This is a genomic window from Pseudomonas sp. B14(2022), assembly GCF_012030485.1.
Classification (GTDB): Bacteria; Pseudomonadota; Gammaproteobacteria; order Pseudomonadales; family Pseudomonadaceae; genus Aquipseudomonas.
Genome location: NZ_JAAUVM010000005.1, coordinates 80,294 through 98,696, shown reverse-complemented (window position 1 = coordinate 98,696; position 18,403 = coordinate 80,294). Strand labels below are relative to the sequence as shown.

At 62.3% G+C, this 18,403-nt stretch carries 2 protein-coding genes; both read right to left on the bottom strand.

Annotated features, from left to right (window positions below; all coding sequences use genetic code 11):
* Window positions 1–133: 133 nt before the first annotated feature.
* Window positions 134–4,252 (bottom strand): amino acid adenylation domain-containing protein, encoded by a 4,119-nt coding sequence (locus HCF10_RS10080; RefSeq protein ID WP_167655428.1) that lies wholly within the window; start codon window positions 4,250–4,252, stop codon window positions 134–136.
* On the bottom strand, window positions 4,252–18,399 hold the full coding sequence (locus HCF10_RS10075; RefSeq protein ID WP_443200907.1) for a non-ribosomal peptide synthase/polyketide synthase: 14,148 nt from the start codon (window positions 18,397–18,399) through the stop codon (window positions 4,252–4,254). Before HCF10_RS10075 ends, HCF10_RS10080 begins: the two co-directional genes overlap by 1 nt.
* Between the last annotated feature and the right edge of the window lie 4 nt (window positions 18,400–18,403).

The following is an 18,403-nucleotide window of genomic DNA, read 5'->3' as shown; positions in this document are numbered from 1 at the left end:
CACTTAGCCCCCCGCCATCAGGCGGGGGTTTTCTTTGTTGTGCGCCAGGCATGGCGCGTAGCGCCGTGACTGGAACACCACGCAAAAAACACCGGCGCAAGGCCGGTGTCCAGTGTAAGCGTGCTCGCCCGGGCTAGTGCCTGGCAGCCGTCAGGGCCGCTACGAACGAGGCAATGAACTCAGGGTTGTCGACGATTCGATCATGGGTCGTATCGATGACCACCGAAGTGTCCAGTCCATGGCCGATCCCCTCTTCAAGTGCCGTGCAGATGACTTGCCGATCACTGGCAGATTTGCTTTGTGCTGCCCACCAGCAACTCACAGGAGCAGCGAGGCGCGCATAGGCGGCATCCCTCAAGCGCTCATCGAGTGTGCGTTTCAACGCCCACGAAACCTCCAGCTCGCCGCCTTGTTGCAGCTCGTTGCGCAAGCTGACAAATACCTCGCCCAAAGCCGACTGTCCCCACTCGCAAAGTGCCTCCCACCGTTGGTCCGCCGTGGCGCCCGAGTGCTCGATATCCTGCCAGGCCTGTGCAATATCCTGGGCCGAGTCAGGGAACATGACCGTCAGCAACTCCACGCGCTTATCGCCTGCTTCCAGTGATTCAAACGCCGGCCGCAGGGTTTTGTCCCTGTCCCAGAACGCAGTGACATGCATCGGCGGAGGCGCATCGATGCTCCCCAGGAACGCCACTTTGGCCCCCTGCGCCTCCAGTCTGCCAGCCACCTGCAACGCAAGGTTCCCACCCAGCGACCACCCCGCGAGGTAATACGGCCCCTGCGGCTGGCTCGCAAGAACCTGATGGGTATAGTCCTGAACCATGGCATCCCACGTCGGCACCTGGCTTTGCGGATCAAGCAGAGCCCGACAAATAACGCCCTGTACCGGCATCTCCGAGCGCAAGGCCATGCCAAGCGCCTTGTAGCAGTGTACTGAACCGAAACTTGGGTGAAACAGAAACAATGACGGCCCGCCCTGCTGGCCATTCAAGTCAACGAGCAGCGAGCGCGCTCGTTCATCCGACGCGCTGCCCGCCAACGCCCTAACGGTTGGACGCGTCATCAATTGGTTGACCGTGAGCATCAACCCGCATTGAGCCGCCAGGCGTTCTTTCACCACCAGCAACAGCAATGAATGCCCGCCCAGTTCAAAAAAGTTATCGTCCAGGCCAACCCGCTCGGTACCCAGCACCTGTTGCCAGATCTGCGCGACCTGGTGTTCGAGCGCCGTATGCGGCGCCACGTACTCGCGTCGCTGAACGGCGGTTTCGGGGCGCGGCAGTGCCTTGCGCTCAAGTTTGCCGTTGGGGCTCAACGGCATACTGTCCAGCAAGACCCACTGGGCCGGCACCATAAAGGCCGGCAGATGAGTCGATAGATAGGCCGTGAGGGTTTCTCGCCAGTGCGGCATTGGCTGATCAAGCACCACGTAGCCGACCAATTGCGTGCCGTCCAGCGCCAGCACCGCGGTCTCGCGAACCCCTTCATGCTCAAGCAGGCGCGCTTCGATCTCACCCAACTCGATCCGCAGGCCGCGCAGCTTGACTTGATGGTCAATACGCCCGGCGTACTCGATCACCCCATCAGGACGATAACGCGCCAGGTCTCCAGTGCGGTACATGCGCTCGCCGCCCCCGAACGGGCTGGCGACAAATCGCTCGGCGGTCAACACTGGCCGACGATGATACCCACGTGCCAGCCCCTTGCCTGCCAGGTACAACTCGCCGAGCACACCGATCGGCACCGGTTCAAGGTTAGCGTCCAGGATATGACACCTCAGGTTGGCAATGGGTTTGCCGATGGGCACCGCGTCCTTGCCTTCGTCAATGCAGGCCCAGCTGGTGACATCAATGGCTGCTTCCGTAGGCCCGTAGAGGTTATACAGGTGGGCCTGAGGCAGCTTGGCGAAGACTTGTTGTTGCGCATCCACCGGTAAGGCTTCGCCGCTACAGATGATGCGCTGCACACTACTGCAACGGCCCACTAGGCGGTCCTGCAGGAAGGCTTGCAGCATCGACGGCACAAAGTGCAGCGTGGTGACAGATTCACGCGTGATCACCTCCACCAGCTTCGTCGGATCACGGTGATCGCCGGGTGCCGCCATCACCAATCGCGCGCCGCTGAGCAACGGCCAGAAGAACTCCCACACCGACACATCAAAACTGAACGGCGTCTTCTGCAGCACCGTATCACCGGCACACAATGCATACGCCTGTTGCATCCAGCACAAGCGGTTGGTCAAGGCTGCATGGCTGTTGCCCGCGCCCTTGGGCTTGCCGGTGGAACCGGAGGTGTAGATCACATAGGCAAGGTGTTCACCGCTGAGGGCTACGTCAGGGTTGGCCTCGCTGTACGCGTCCAGCCAAAGCTCATCGCGGTCCAGGTCAATACGCAACACGCTGTCGGAGGCCGGCAGGCTCAAGTGCGACTGGCTGAGCAACAGCTTTACCGCACTGTCCTCCAGCGTATAGGCCTGGCGCTCCGCGGGGTAATCCGGGTCCACAGGCACGTAGGCACCTCCGGCCTTGAGGATCGCCAACAAGGCGACGACCATTTCCACGGAACGCTCCATTGCCACGCCCACCAACACGTCCGGACCGACACCACGTGCGATCAAGGCATGGGCCAGGCGGTTGGCGCGATGGTTCAGGACGGCATAGCTCAGCTGCTGCGCGCCAAACACCAGGGCTGGCCGATGCGGGTCATGTTCGGCGTGGGCTTCAAACAGTTGGTGCACGGTCTTTTCAAGGGGGTAATCGACAGCGGTGGCATTCCAGCCATCGACGATCTGCCGGCGCTCTGCTGCGTCCAGGATTGCCAGAGAGTCGACCAGGGCCTCCGGCGTTGCAACCATTGCACTCAACAGTCGTTGCCAGTGCTGCGCCATGCGCTCGATGGTTGCTGCGTCGAACAGGTCGGTCGCGTAGCCAAAGGATGCCCGAATGCTCGATGCCTCCTGCACAACATTCAAGCTAAGGTCGAACTGAGCGGTTCGGCTCTCCCAGTCCAGGCCCTCCAACACCAGGCCGGAGGTTCCCGGCTCGCTTGTACTGCCAGCGCCACGGTTCTGATGGTTGAACATGACCTGGAACAATGGGCTGTAACTTAAGCTGCGTTCGGGACGAAGCGCTTCCACCAGTTGTTCGAACGGCAAGTCTTGATGCGCCTGGGCTTCCAGCACCCGTTGACGGGCTTGGCGCAACAGCGCCAGCACGCTGGTGTGCTCGTCCACCTCGGCCTTCAGCACCTGGGTATTGACGAAGAAGCCGACCAGGCGCTGCGTCTCGACCCGGTTACGGTTGGCGGTCGGCACACCGATACGGATGTCCTGTTGCCCGCTGTAGCGATGCAACAACACCTGAAAGGAGGCCAGCAGCACCATGAAACCGGTGGCGCCTTCACGCTGAGCCAAGGCGTTGACACCCGCTACCACGCGCTCATCCAGCACCAGGTCCAGGGAAGCACCGCGAAAACTTTGCACCGCCGGGCGTGGCCGGTCCAACGGCAGTTCCAGCACCGGCTGATCGCCGCCGAGCAGGCTGCGCCAATATTCCAGTTGGCGGTCCTTTTCCCCCGCTTCCATCCAACTGCGCTGCCACAGGGCGTAGTCGGTGTACTGGACTGGCAGTTCAGGCAACTCAAACTCACGCCCATGGGTGTAGGCGCCATAGGCCTGTATCACTTCCTCCACCATCACTTGCATCGAAGCACCGTCGGAAATGATGTGGTGCTGCACCAGGACCAGCACATGGTCCTGCTCTGCCAGACGCAGGAGCGTCATGCGCAGCAACGGGCCGCGCTCCAGGTCAAAGGGTTGCGCAATTTCCTGTTCGACGCGCGCTTTCAACTGGCTTTCGTCAATGGTTTCAGGCACTAGTGTCACGAGGTATGCGGGCTGGACTTCCTGCTGCATGCCTTCACCGACCTGGCGAAACCGCGTGCGCAAACTCTCGTGTCGGGCTATCAGGTGTTCAAAGCTCTTTTGCAGCGCCGTAATATCCAGATGTCCCCTGAGCCGCAAGGCGCTGGGGATATGGTATGCAGCGCTCTGCGGATCCAATTGCCAGAGAAACCATTGCCGCTCCTGAGCATACGAGAGCGTCAGGAAGGGCGCCTCTCGCCGTACCTTCGGGATCGGCAGGTTGCCCGGCGAAACGCCTTCCTGCAGCATCCTCTGCAGGTACACCTTGCGCTGTTCCAGCGGCAGCCCGATAAAGCGCTGCATGATTTTGTACGCCATCTGGCCGTCCATTACAGCTGCTCCATTTCGTCGAGGAGTGAATCGAGGAACGACAGTTTCTCAGTGCTTATACCGCCGCCCTGACCCTGTAAATGCTCTGCCAGTTCCCTGAGCTGGGCATGCTGGAACAGCTCATGCACGCTGATCTTCACGCCCAGCTCCAGCTGAATGCGCGACATCACATTGATCACCAGCAACGAGTGCCCGCCCAGCTCGAAGAAGTTGTCATTCATCCCCACTTGCTCAACATCCAGCACGTCTTGCCAGATTGCCGCCAGTTGCTGTTCAAGGTCGCTGCAAGGCGCTACATATTCGCCTTGCACAACATGGCTGTCGGGCTCCGGCAGGGCCTTGCGGTCCAGTTTGCCGCTGGGGCTCAACGGCATGTGCGACAGGCGCACGAACTGTTTGGGCACCATGTAGTCCGGCAGTAGCGCCTGCAGGGCATGGCGCAACGCCTGAGCGTGATCGATCTCATCGAGTACCGTTGGGAGGGCCACGTAGTAGCCTATCAACTGGCCGCCACCACCGTCCTGGCGCAGGACGACCTCGGCCTGGGCCACTCCGGCCTGGAGCAGCACCAGCGCACGAATTTCCTCCAGTTCCACACGGAAGCCGCGAATCTTGATCTGATGGTCCAGGCGCCCCAGGTATTCCAGCGCGCCATCCTCGGCCCAGCGCACACGGTCGCCGGTCCGATACAGGCGTGAACTGGCGCCGCCGAACGGGTCCGCGATAAAGCGCTCGGCCGACAACCCCGGACGTCCGAGATAGCCGCGCGCCAAACCGGCTCCCCCCACGCACAACTCGCCGGCAACACCGATCGGGACCGGGTTCAGATCACCGTCCAGTACCCGGCAAATCACACCGTCCAATGGCCGGCCAATCGGCGAACGGGTGCCGTCCTCAAGGGAGCACGCCCACCAGGTCGCGTTGATCGTCGTTTCGGTCGGCCCATAACGGTTGTGCAATGTTACGCCTGGCAGGGTCCGCAGGATCTGATCGCGCAAATCGGCGGTCAACGCTTCACCGCCTGAGAACACCCTACGCACGCGGGTGCACTGGGCGACGCCCGGCGTATCCATGAACAATTGCAACAGCGAGGGCACAAAATGCAGCGTGGTCACGCCAAATGCCTGGATCAACTCCAACAGGCGCACCGGATCCCGATGTTCGCCCGGGGCCGCTATCACTAGCCGGCTGCCGCTGATCAGCGGCCAGAAACACTCCCATACCGATACGTCAAAACTCATCGGGGCTTTCTGCAACAGCACATCGTCGGCCTGCAATGCGTAGGTATCCTGCATCCATTGCAAGCGTTGCGCCAATGCTTCGTGTGTCACACCCACACCTTTCGGGTTGCCGGTGGTGCCGGAGGTGTAGATCACGTACATCAGGTTATAACCGTTGACGGGCACCTGCGGATCAGTTTCACCGCACCCGCTCAACCAGCGTTGATCACCTTCAAGGCTCAGGCACTGCACGCCATCGGCCAACGGCAGGGTCAGGTGCGACTGAGTCAGTAGCCACTTCACGCCGCTGTCCTTGAGCATGTAGGCCAAGCGCTCTTCGGGATAGTCGGCGTCAAGCGGTACATACGCACCACCGGCCTTGAGGATCGCCAGCAGCCCGACCAGCATGTCGAAAGAACGCTCCAGCGCGATACCTACCAGCGAATCCGGGCCTACACCTTGCTTGATCAGCCCATTCGCCAGGCGGTTGGCACGTCGGTTCAGCGCATCGTAGGTCAACTGCTGCTCGCCGAAGATCACAGCGGTTGCCTGTGGCGTGCGGCGCACCTGCTGTTCGAATTGCTGCTGGACACACTGCCAAGAGGTCTCGCTCGGCAACCCGTTGCCTTTCTCCAGCAGGGCCAGGTGCTCCGACTCTGTCAACAGCGTCAACTGTGCCAGGGCCGCATGGGGCTTGGCGACCAGCTCTGCCAACAGGTGCAGCAGATGCCGGTTGAGACGTTCAACCGTCGGGCCGTCGACCTCACTGCGGTCATAGCTGTAGTGCAACGTCAGGGTTTCGCCGACACCGACGGCGATCGACAGCGGATAGTGCGTCTGTTCCCGGCTGCTGACACTGCCAAACCGCACCCCTTGCGGGGCACCCTGCTCCAGCACCTCCGATACAGGGTAGTTCTCGAACACCAGAATGGTGTCGAACAACGCCTCGCCCCCCAGCCCGGCCAGGCGTTGCAGCTCGAACAACGGCGTGTGTTCATGCTCGCGCAACGCAAGGTTCTGTTGCTGGATCTGTTGCATCCATTGCGACGCGGGCATATCTGGGCGAGGAGTTGCTACCACTGGCAAGGTATTGATGAACAACCCAACTTGCTGCTCAACACCACGCAGGTCCGCGGGGCGGCCCGATACTGTGGCGCCGAAGACCACGGTGTCCTGCCCGGTGTAGCGTTGCAGCAACAGCAACCAGGCGGACTGCACCAGGGTGTTGAGGGTAATCTTCTGGCCTTGGGCAAAGGCCTTGAGGCGGGCCATGCCCACGGCATCCAGCTCATGGGCGTGTTCACCCAGCCCGGACGCCCTCACATCCTTGTTGCGAGGCAGCGCCTGGAACAGACGTGTCGGCTCATCCAAGCTGGCCAGCTGGGTCTTCCAGAAGGCTTCGCGCAGGGTTTTATCCTGGGATTGCAGCCAGGCGATAAAGTCCCGGTAACGCGCGACCTGAGCCTGCGGCACATGGCCGGCGTAACGCCCCAGAACTTCGCCGAGCAGTTGGGAGCTGCTCCAGCCATCCATCAGGATATGGTGGCTGGTGTAGATCAGATGGCAACGTTGCGGGCCGGTGTGCGCCAGGGCAATGCGCACCAACGGCGGGCTCTCCAGAGTGAAGCCTTGCAAGCGCTGCGCATCGGCCAACTGATCCAGTTGCTGCTGCTGATCGGCACCTTCTGGGCACTCGGTTTCGATAAACGGCATTTGCACCTGGCGATGCACCACTTGCAGAGGCTGCGCAAGATCCCCGTCCCAGATGAAGCCGGTACGCAGAATGTCATGGTTATCCAGCGCTGCCTGCCAGGCTTCACGGAAACGCGGGATGTCCAGGCCCTCAACATTCACGCGCATCTGGTTGACATAGTCGCCCGCCTGGGGCTCGTACAAGGTGTGGAACAACATGCCCTGCTGCATCGGCGACAGCGGGTACACATCATCGACGGCAGCCAACGCAAACTGGTCCAGCTGTGCCTGGCTGAGTCGGGCCAGCGGGAAGTCCGACGGCGTTACGCCCTGATGTGCGGCCAGGCAGCAATGCTCGATCAAGTGCTTGAGTTCCTGCGCATAGGCATCGGCCAGGCGTTGTACGGTGACCTCGCTGAACATCTCGCGGCTGAAGCTCCAGACCAGGTTCAGTTCACCGCCGTACACCTGCCCGTTGATTTCCAGCCAGTTACCCAGCAAGGCGTGCTCGCTCTGGTCAGCGCCAGCGCTTTCGCCCGTAGGGGTGAAGAAGGCCTGTGCCGCAGCATCATTGAAACTGCCGTCGAACTGCCCCAGGTAATTGAAGGTGATCCGTGGCTGCACCAGCCCGCCCAATACCCGCCGGGCCTGGTCATCGCCCAAGTAGCGCAGTGCGCCGAAGCCAATCCCTTTATCCGGGACAGCGCGCAATTGCTCCTTGATACCCTTGATCGAGTCGGCCAGGGACGTGGCCGGGGTCAGCGCCAGCGGGTACATGCTGGTGAACCAACCGACTGTGCGGGTCAGGTCGACGTCCTCGAACAGATCCTCACGACCGTGCCCTTCAAGTTTGACCAACAGCGATTCGCCGCCCGTCCACCGTGTGATGACCCGGGATAACGCGGTCAGTAGCAGGTCATTGATCTGCGTACGGTATGCCGCCGGAGCCTCTTGCAGCAGGCGTCGGGTATAGGATTGATCGAGGTGCGTGCCCACGCTCAGAGCCAGTGAATTGTGCAAACCACCTTGCGGGTTATCGCAAGGCAGATCGGCCTCGACGCCTTGCATCTGCGCCTGCCAGAAGCGCAGTTCTTCCTGCAGTGCCGGGCTATGCGCATGAGCCTGTAATCGCTTGCCCCAAGCCTGGATCGAACTGCTCTTAGCTGGCAGCACAGCCGCCTGCCCAGTCTGCAGTTGGGTGTAGGCGGTCTGCAGATCTTCGAGCAGGATCCGCCATGACACGCCGTCCACCACCAGGTGGTGAATCACCAGCAACAGCCGTTGCGATGCATCCGGCAACTCGACCAGCACCGCACGCATCAGCGGCCCTTCTGACAGGTCCAGGCTGCGTTGTGCCTGCAGGCCCAAGGGCTCAAGCGCCTCAATGGTATCGAGGGCGGTTTGCCAGAGCAGCTCGTCTTGGGCTTCAACCCCTCGGTAGTGAGCCTGCCAGCCGGCCGCTTGCGGGCTGAAACTCAGGCGCAATGCGTCGTGATGCGCCAGCAGCGCTGCCAGGGCGGCGCGCAATGTCGCGCCATCCAGTCGTTCGCCCGGGCGCAGGACCACGGATTGGTTCCAGTGGTGACGCTCGGCAATGTCTGCCTGGAAAAAGTACTGGTGTATCGGCAACAGCAACGTTTCGCCGGTGACCGGCCCTTGCTCGATCACAAGGCCCTCCCCGCCCGCCTGGGCAACCGCTGCCAGGCTCAGTACAGTCTGATGCTGAAACAGGTCCTTGGGCGTAAATCGAACACCGACCTGCCGTGCACGGCTAACTACCTGGATCGAAATGATCGAGTCGCCCCCCAGCTCAAAGAAGTTGTCGTTCAAGCCCACACGCGGCAGGCGCAGCACATCGGCCCAGATGGCAGCGATCTTCTGTTCCAGCTCGCTCTGCGGTGCGACATATGCTTGCTGCATCTGGCTCACATCCGGCTGCGGCAGGCCCTTGCGGTCGAGCTTGCCGTTGGGGGTCAGCGGCATCTGCGCCAGGAACATGAAGTGCGCGGGCACCATGTAATCCGGCAAGCGGGTCTTGAGTGTGCGGCGCAAGGCATCACGAAACTCGGTTTCGTTGACCTGAGCGGTTACCGGTAGCACATAAGCCACCAGCTGCTTGCCACTCGGCCCTTCCTGGGCCACCACCACGGTTTCGCCGACGTTGTCCTGCTCGCGCAGGCGCGCTTCGATCTCGCCCAGCTCGATACGGAAGCCACGGATTTTCACCTGATGGTCGACGCGACCGAGGTAATCCACCACGCCATCCGGGCGCCCACGGGTCAGGTCGCCGCTGCGATACACACGACTGCCGGGCTTGCCGAACGGGTCCGGCACGAAGCGCTCGGCGGTCAGTGCCGGACGTTCCAGGTAACCACGGGCCACGCCCTCGCCGCCCAGGTACAGCTCACCGGCGACGCCGATGGGTTGCAGGTTGAGTTGCGCGTCCAGCACGTAGCCGCTGCGGTTGCCCAGCAGCGTGCCGATTGGCGCGTAGACGGCGCCGCAGGGATCGCCTTTACGTGCTTTCCACAGCAGCGGCGTGACCACGGTTTCCGTCGGGCCGTAGCCGTTGAACAGGTAGGTCGGCTTGAGCGCGCGCCAGGCCAGGTCATAGCTGGCCTGGGCCACTGCGTCGCCGCCAAAGCAGTACACACGCACCTTCGGTGGATTACCGTCACGCTCGGCATGCTCGGCCAGCTGTTGCAGGTACACCGGCGGGAACACCGCCATGGTCACGTTGTGACGGTGCATCTGTTCGTAGGTGTACTCGGGCAGCCATAGGCTGTCGTCACGGATCAGCACACTGGCGCCATTGATCAGCGGGTGCATCCAGCCTTCGTGGGAGCCGTCGAAGGCGAAGGACATGAAGTGCAGTTCGCAATCGGCCGGGGACGTTTCATAACGCTCGCCAGTGGCAATGATATGCGCCACCAACGGCCCATGAGAGACCGCCACGCCTTTGGGCATGCCGGTGGATCCCGAGGTGTAGATCACGTAGGCGAGGTTGTCGCCGTCCAGGTTCACGTTTGGCGCGGTGTCACTGTAATCGGCCCATTGCTCGGTGCGATCAATCGCCAGGCTGTCCAGGCCTTCGGGAATCGGCAGTTGCTGCAAGGCACTGGTGTGGGTCAGCAGCAACTTCGCACGGCTGTCCTGCATCATGTACAGCAGGCGATCACGCGGGTATTCGATGTCCAGCGGCACGTAGACGCCGCCGGCTTTCATCACCGCCAGGAACGCCACCATGCTCTCGGCGCTGCGCGGCATGGCGATGGCCACACGCACTTCGGGGCCGACGCCACGGGCGATCAGGGCGTGGGCCAGGCGATTGGCCTGGCGGTCAAGCTCGCCGTAGCTCAGGGTTTGCGCGTCGAATTTCACCGCGACTGCATCCGGGTTTTCGGCGGCGCGGTCGGCTACCAACTCGTGAACAAAGCGCTCGGCCGAAAAGCCGGCGTCGGTCTGGTTCCATAGTTGCAGGATGTGTTGTTGCTCATCCTGGCCGAGCAGGTTGAGTTGGTTGATGGGTTGCTGTTGGTCGGCAACCATCGCCTGCAATAGCCTCTGCCAGTGGTCGGCCATACGCTCGATGGTCGCAGGGGCGAACAGGTCGGTGGCATACCCCAGTGAAGCACTCAGCCCCTCACCCCACTCTTGGACGTCCAGGTCAAGATCGAAATGCGCGGTGTGGCTGTTCCAGGCCAGCCCTTCGACACGCAGCTCACTCGATGCGTGCTCCGCGAAAGCCTGGCGGTTGGCCACTTGGTGGTTGAACATCACCTGAAACAACGGGTTCAGACTCAGGCTGCGCTCCGGCTGCAGCGCCTCTACCAATTGCTCGAACGGCAAGTCCTGATGGGCCTGGGCGTCCAGCGCGCGCTGCTTGACCTGCTGCAGCAACTGGGCAACGGTGGTTTGCCCATCGATATCAGCCTTGAGCACCTGAGTGTTGATGAAAAAGCCAATGAGCCGTTCAGTTTCAACGCGATTGCGGTTGGCAATCGGCACACCGACGCGGATGTCTTCCTGGCCACTGTAGCGATGCAGTAAGGTCTGAAACGAAGCCAGCAACAGCATGAACATCGTCACGCCTTCGCGCTGGGCCAAGGCGTTGAGGCCGGACACCAGTGTGGTCGGCAACTCCAGGTGCAAACGCGCACCGTGATGGCTTTGCTCCGCCGGGCGCTGGAAGTCGAACGGCAACTCAAGCACGGGTTGCTCACCTGCCAGCAGATCAAGCCAGTAGGCGAGTTGGCGCTCTTTCTCGCCAGCATCCATCCAGTCGCGTTGCCATACGGCGTAATCGGCATATTGAATCGGCAGTGCAGGCAACTGCAGGTCTTGACCCTGGCTGAAGGCACCATACAGTTGCACCAGTTCATCGACCATGACGTGCATCGACCAACCATCGGAAACGATATGGTGCTGCACCAGCACCAGTACATGGTCTTCATCAGCGATGCGCAGCAGCTCAACACGCAGCAGCGGGCCCTGCTCCAGGTTGAACGTGAGCGCTATCTTCGCCTCCACGGTGGCTTGGAGGTCAGCCTCCAGCACGTCGCTACGGGTGATGGCGACAGGTGCAGGCTCAGCCACGATTTGCACGGCGCCGTGGTTTTCCTGGCGCAACAGAGTGCGCAGGCTCTCATGACGCGCCACCAGGCGGTCAAAGCTTTGTTGCAGCGCAGCTTGATCCAACCGCCCCTTCAGGCGCAGCGCGCTGGGCACATGGTAAGCGGCGCTGCCTGGGTCCAGTTGCCAGAGAAACCACTGCCGTTCCTGGGCATATGACAGCGGCAAGCCGCGGTCACGTGCCACGGGAACCAGCGCCGGCGCCTTGACACCCTCACTCGCTTCGAGCGCGAGCAGCGCGGCGACAAATCCTTGCAGGCGCGGCTGTTCGAACAGCACCTTGAGCGGCACTTCCAATGCCAGCGCCTGGCGCAGTCGCGAGGCCACTTGCATGGCCAGCAGCGAGTGCCCGCCCAGCTCGAAGAAGTGATCCATGAGGCCGACGCGCTCCACCCCGAGGATATCCGCCCACATCGCCGCCACTTGCACCTCAAGTGCACTGACCGGTGCGACCCAGGTTTGCAGCGAAAGGCTCGCATCCGGTTTTGGCAATGCCTGGCGATCCAGCTTGCCGTTGGGGTTCAGCGGCAGGCGCTCAAGGAACATCAGGTGGGCCGGCACCATATAGTCCGGCAATTGCTCACGCAGCACCGTCTTGAGGGCTTCGTCCAATGCGCGGGTGTCTGGCTGTTCGGCCACCAGATAGGCCAGCAACTGGTTGTTCACCGCCAACACCACGGCCTCACGAACACCCGCCTGGGCCAGCAACAGGGCTTCGATTTCACCCAGCTCGATACGGAAACCGCGGATCTTGACTTGATGATCGACCCGTCCTACGTATTCGATCACGCCGTCGGCACGGTAACGCGCCAGATCCCCTGTGCGGTACAGGCGATCGCCGTTACCGCTGAAAGGATCAGCGACGAAGCGTTCGGCCGTCAGCAATGGCCGGTTCAGGTAAGCGCGCGCCAGGCCACAGGCGCTGCCGATATACAACTCGCCCACGGCGCCCAACGGCGCGAGGTTGAGGTCCCGGTCCAGCACGTACAAAGCACGCCCCGGCAGAGAGCGACCAATCGGGCTGGCGGTAACGCCAATGACTTCATCGCCCGAGGTGCAGTCCAGCACACTGGAGACCACCGTGGCCTCGGTCGGTCCGTAGGTGTTGAGCAGTCGCACATGCCTCAGGCCCGCACGCAACCATTGTGCTGGACCGTCCAGCGGCATGGCTTCGCCACCGATATGCACTTGCCGCAGGGCACCATAGGTACGCGATCCGGCTGCCAGACAGTCGAGCAGGAACAGGTTCCAGTAGGCGGTCGGCAAGTCGGCCAGGGTAATGCCCTGTTGCAGGATTTCGCGGTACAGGCGCCCGCTGTCCCAGAGTTCCGGGCCACGCAGTACCACGGCAGCGCCGTGGGTCAGCGCCGGATACAGCTGCTCGACGAACCCATCGAAGTTCAGGGTCGCAAACTGCAGTACGCGGTCATTCTCAGTCAGCTTGGAATAACCGGCGGCAATGCTCGCGAATTCGCTCAAGGCGCCATGGTCAATCGCCACGCCCTTGGGTTTGCCGGTCGAGCCGGAGGTATAGATCACATAAGCAAGGTTGTGCGGCCCGACTGTTGCGCTAAGGTTTTCCTCGGCGTACGACGCCAGCGAGACCGTATCGATCGCCAATACAGCAACGCCTGCGGGCAACGCTATCGGCACACGGGACTGGATCAGCACCAGGCGCACGCCACTGTCTTCGAGTATATGAGCCAGGCGTTCGCGCGGGTACTGCGGGTCGAGCGGCACATAGGCACCACCGGCCTTAAGGACCGCCAACAGGCTGACCACCATGGCAAAGGAGCGCTCTACTGCGACCCCCACCAACACTTCCGGACCCACGCCCTCTGCCACCAGGCAATGAGCCAGACGGTTGGCTTGCCGATTGAGCGCGTCATAGGTCAGGGACTCGCCATCGAGTACCAGTGCCACTGCTTGCGGGCGTTTCAGCACCTGGGCCTCGAACAGGCGATGGACGCCGGCCTGCCACGCAGCCGCCGGGCGATTGGTATTCCAGGCCTGCAGCAGCGCGTGCTGTTCTTCAGCCGTCAGCAGCGGCAAGCACGCAATAGGATGGGACGGTGTCTTCACCACCGCCCGCAGCAGGCCAAGCCAATGCTGGGCCATGCGTCCAATGGTGGACGCCTCGAACAGATCTGTCGCGTAGGTCAACGATGCCCAGAGCCTGTCCGCGGACGCCTGGGTATCCAGGCTCAAGTCAAAGTGTGCAGTGTGACTATCCCATTCCAGACCTTCGACCTGCAAACCCGGAATCGACTGCGCGCCCGCCTCGTCGCGCACGTCGGACTGGTGGTTGAACATCACTTGGAACAACGGGCTATGGCTCAGACTGCGTTCCGGCTGCAACGCCTCCACCAACTGCTCGAACGGCAGGTCCTGATGCGCTTGCGCGTCCAGGGCCGTGTGCTCGACCTGCTGCAACAATTCGACAAACGACAACTCACCGGCGATATCGGCCTTGAGCACTTGGGTATTGACGAAGAAACCAATCAGACGCTCGGTCTCGACCCGGTTGCGGTTGGCAATCGGCACGCCGACGCGAATATCCGATTGGCCGCTGTAGCGATACAACAAGGCCTGGAAGGACGCCAGCAACACCATGAACAGGGTCGCGCCCTGACGCTGGGCCAAGGCCTGCAGTTCGCTCGCCAGCGCGGCGTCCAGCACCAGGTCCAGGCGTGCGCCGCGATGGCTTTGTACCGCCGGGCGCGGATGATCCAGCGGCAGCTCCAACACAGACTGCTCACCGGCCAGGCGTTCAACCCAGTAGGTCAGCTGGCGGGCCTGCTCGCCCGCCTCCATCCAGCCACGCTGCCACACCGCATAATCGGCATATTGAACCGGCAGCGCCGGCAACTGAGGCTCCAGGCCCTGGCTGAACGCAGCATAAGCTTGCACCAGCTCATCGACCATTACCTCCATCGACCAGGCGTCGGAGATGATGTGGTGCTGCACCAGCACCAGCACATGATCGTCCGCGGCCAGGCGCAACAGCTTGACCCGCAGCAGCGGGCCTCTGCACAAGTCGAATGGACGAGCGATTTCTGCTTCGACCCGGACCTTCAAGCTGCCCGGTTCATCACTGTGCAGGGTCTCGTTTTCGATCAGCAACGCGGTCGGCGCAGCGATCCGCTGTACCGTGCGCTCGCCATCCACGACAAACACGGTACGCAGGGTTTCATGCCGTTCAAGCAGGCTATCGAAGCTGCGTTGCAGGGCCCGGCGATCCAGGGCGCCGCGCAAGCGCAGGGCCGCCGGGATGTGATACGCGGTGCTCTGCGGCTCCAGTTGCCAGAGGAACCACTGCCGCTCCTGGGCATAGGACAGCGCCAGGGCTTGATCACGTGCCAACCGCAGGATCGGCGGCGAGTCCAGCGCGGTGCCTGACAACGCCTGCACGAACCGGCCAAGCACCGGCTGTTCGAACAGGCCTTTCAACGGTGCATCGATGCCCAGTGACTGGCGTACACGAGACACCACCCGCGTGGCCAGCAACGAGTGCCCACCGATTTCGAAGAAGTGATCCTCCAGGCCAACCTGCGGCAACCCCAGCACCTCAGCCCAGATAGCCGCGACCTGGCACTCGCGTTCGGTGACAGGCGGCACAAAGCGTTTTAGCAGGGCAGCGGCATCGGGTTTGGGCAACGCCTTGCGGTCGAGCTTGCCATTGGGCGTCAGTGGCATCCGCTCCAAAAACACCAGGTAGGCCGGCACCATGTACTCCGGCAACTGCTCGCGCAGGGCGGCCTTGAACCGCTCGCGCAGGGTGACCTGCTCCTCATCCGACACCGGTTGCCGGGTGACCAGGAAGGCCAGCAACTGGTCATGCTCAGCCACCACGGCGGCTTCGCGCACATCGGCCTGCTCACGCAGGCACGCCTCAATCTCTCCCAGTTCTATACGGAACCCACGCACCTTGACCTGATGGTCGACGCGGCCGATGTACTCGACCACGCCATCCGCGCGATAGCGCGCCAGGTCGCCGGTGCGGTACAGGCGTTCGCCGTTAGTAGCGAACGGGTTAGGCACGAAACGTTCGGCAGTCATCGCTGCGCGGCCGTGGTAACCACGGGCCAGGCCGACACCGCCGATCAGCAGCTCACCGCTGGTGCCTACCGGGCTCGGGGTGAGCTCGGCATTGAGGATAAACAACGAGGTGTTGGCGATTGGCCGACCGACAAACGGCAACGGTTCAACCAGTAGATGGGCCGCCGACCAAATAGTGGTTTCGGTCGGGCCATACAGGTTCCACACCGTGCCCTGCTGGGCCAGCATGCGTTGCGCCAGGTCGGCCGGCAACGCCTCGCCACCGCACAGGCACTTGACCCCGCGCAGCAAGGCGCGGCGTTCGCTGTCCAGGAGCATGCGCCAGCTCGAGGGCGTGGCTTGCACCACACTGATCGCTTCGCGCTGTACCAGATCCAGAATCGCCTCGGGGTCCAGGGAAACGTGCTTGTCGGCCAGTACCACCGTCGCACCTGTCGCCAGCGGTACGTAGAGTTCCAGGGCAAAGATATCGAACGAGAACGTCGTCAACGACAACAGCCGCGCGTCAGCGCCAATGGACAGGGTGCTGGCCATGCCATGGGTGAAGCTGCTCAGTGCGCCATGACGCACCATCACGCCCTTGGGCTTGCCGGTGGAGCCGGAGGTGTAGATCACATAGGCGAGGTGTTCGCCCGTCAGTTCGATGTCGGGGTTGGCGCTGCTGTAGCGCGCATCTTCCTGTGCGTCCATGAGCAGCAATTGCTGGTCAGCCGCCAGTGGCAGGCGTTCGTGCAGGTCGCCGGCAGTCAGTAATACGCGTGCGCGGCTGTCTTCGAGCATGAACGCCAGCCGATCCGCCGGGAACTGCGGATCGAGCGGCACATAGGCACCACCGGCCTTCAGGGTTGCCAGCAAGGCCAGCACCATGTCCACCGAACGGTCCAGGGCAATGGACACCAGCACGTCCGGGCCAACACCGGCGGCACGCAGGCGATGGGCCAGGCGATTGGCACGGCGGTTCAGTTCTGCGTAGCTCAGCGCCTGGCCATTGCAGACCAGCGCGATCGCGTCCGGACGGGCCTGGGCCTGGGTTTCCAGCAAATGGTGTACACCCACATCCTGCGGGAACGCCTGGTGCGTGTCATTCCAGGTATGCACCAGTTGCTGCCACTGCGTATCGTCCAGCAACGGCAACTCGCCGACCCGGCCGTTACAGTCCTGGACCACCAGGTGCAACAAACGGTGCCAGTGGCCGAGGAAACGTTCCAGGCCCGGCGCATCAAACACGTCGGTGGCATAGGTCAGGGACGCCTGGATACCATCAGCCGATTCCTGGGTGTCGAGGTTGAGGTCAAACTGCGACGTCTTGCTTTCCCACTCCAGCCCTTGTACTTGCAGGCCCGTGACGCTGCCGCCGCCGCGTTGGGTGTCGGTCTGGTGGTTGAACATCACTTGGAACAACGGGTTGTAGCTCAGGCTGCGCTCGGGCTGCAGCGCTTCCACCAGTTGCTCGAACGGCAAGTCTTGATGGGCCTGGGCCTCGACCGCACGTTGGCGGGTTTGCTGCAGCAATTCACGGAAGGTCATCTGGCCGTCGATATCGGCCTTGAGGATTTGCGTGTTGACGAAAAAGCCGATCAGGCGCTCGGTCTCCACCCGATTACGGTTGGCCACCGGCACGCCGATGCGGATGTCACCCTGGCCACTGTAGCGGTGCAACACGGCCTGGAACGACGCCAGCAACAGCATGAAGACCGTCACACCTTCGCGCTGTGCCAAGGTCTTGAGGGCCGCCACCAGCGAGGTTTCCAGGGTCAGGTCCAGCCTTGCCCCGCGGTAGCTCTGTACCGCTGGCCGCGGGCGGTCCATGGGCATTTCGAGGACCGGCTGCTCGCCGCCGAGCATGCCTTTCCAGTAACCCAACTGGCGCTCACGCTCGCCCGCCTCCATCCAGCTGCGTTGCCACAGCGCGTAGTCGGCGTACTGGATCGGCAAGGCCGGCAGTTGCAGGTCCTGGCCCTTCACATAGGCGGCGTACAGCTGCACCAGCTCGTCGACCATCACCTGCATCGACCAGCCATCGGAAACGATGTGATGCTGCACCAGCACCAGCACGTGCTCCTGGGGCGCCAGGCGCAGCAGCTTGACCCGCAACAGTGGACCTTGCTGCAAATCGAACGGCTGGGCGATCTCGGCTTCCACCAGCGCCTTGAGTTCGGATTCCTCGGCGTCGACCAGGGCGATCTCCACCCGGACCTGATCGGCAATCACCTGCAGGGCGCTGTCGCCGTCCTCCTGCAAATGCGTGCGCAGGCTTTCATGGCGCATCACCAGTGTGTCAAAGCTGCGCTGCAACGCAGTCACGTCCAGCTGACCGGTCAGGCGCAGGGCCCTTGGCACGTGATAGGCAGTGCTCTGCGGCTCCAACTGCCACAGGAACCACTGCCGTTCCTGGGCATAAGAGAGTCGAAGGGGCTCACCTTCCTGGCGCTTGAAAACCGGGGCAATCTCAAACAGGTTGATGCCTTGCTGCTTGAGCATTACCGCCAACGCTTTCTTTTGTTGCGCTGAAAGTGACCCTACCGACTCGATTAATGCTTGCACGCCA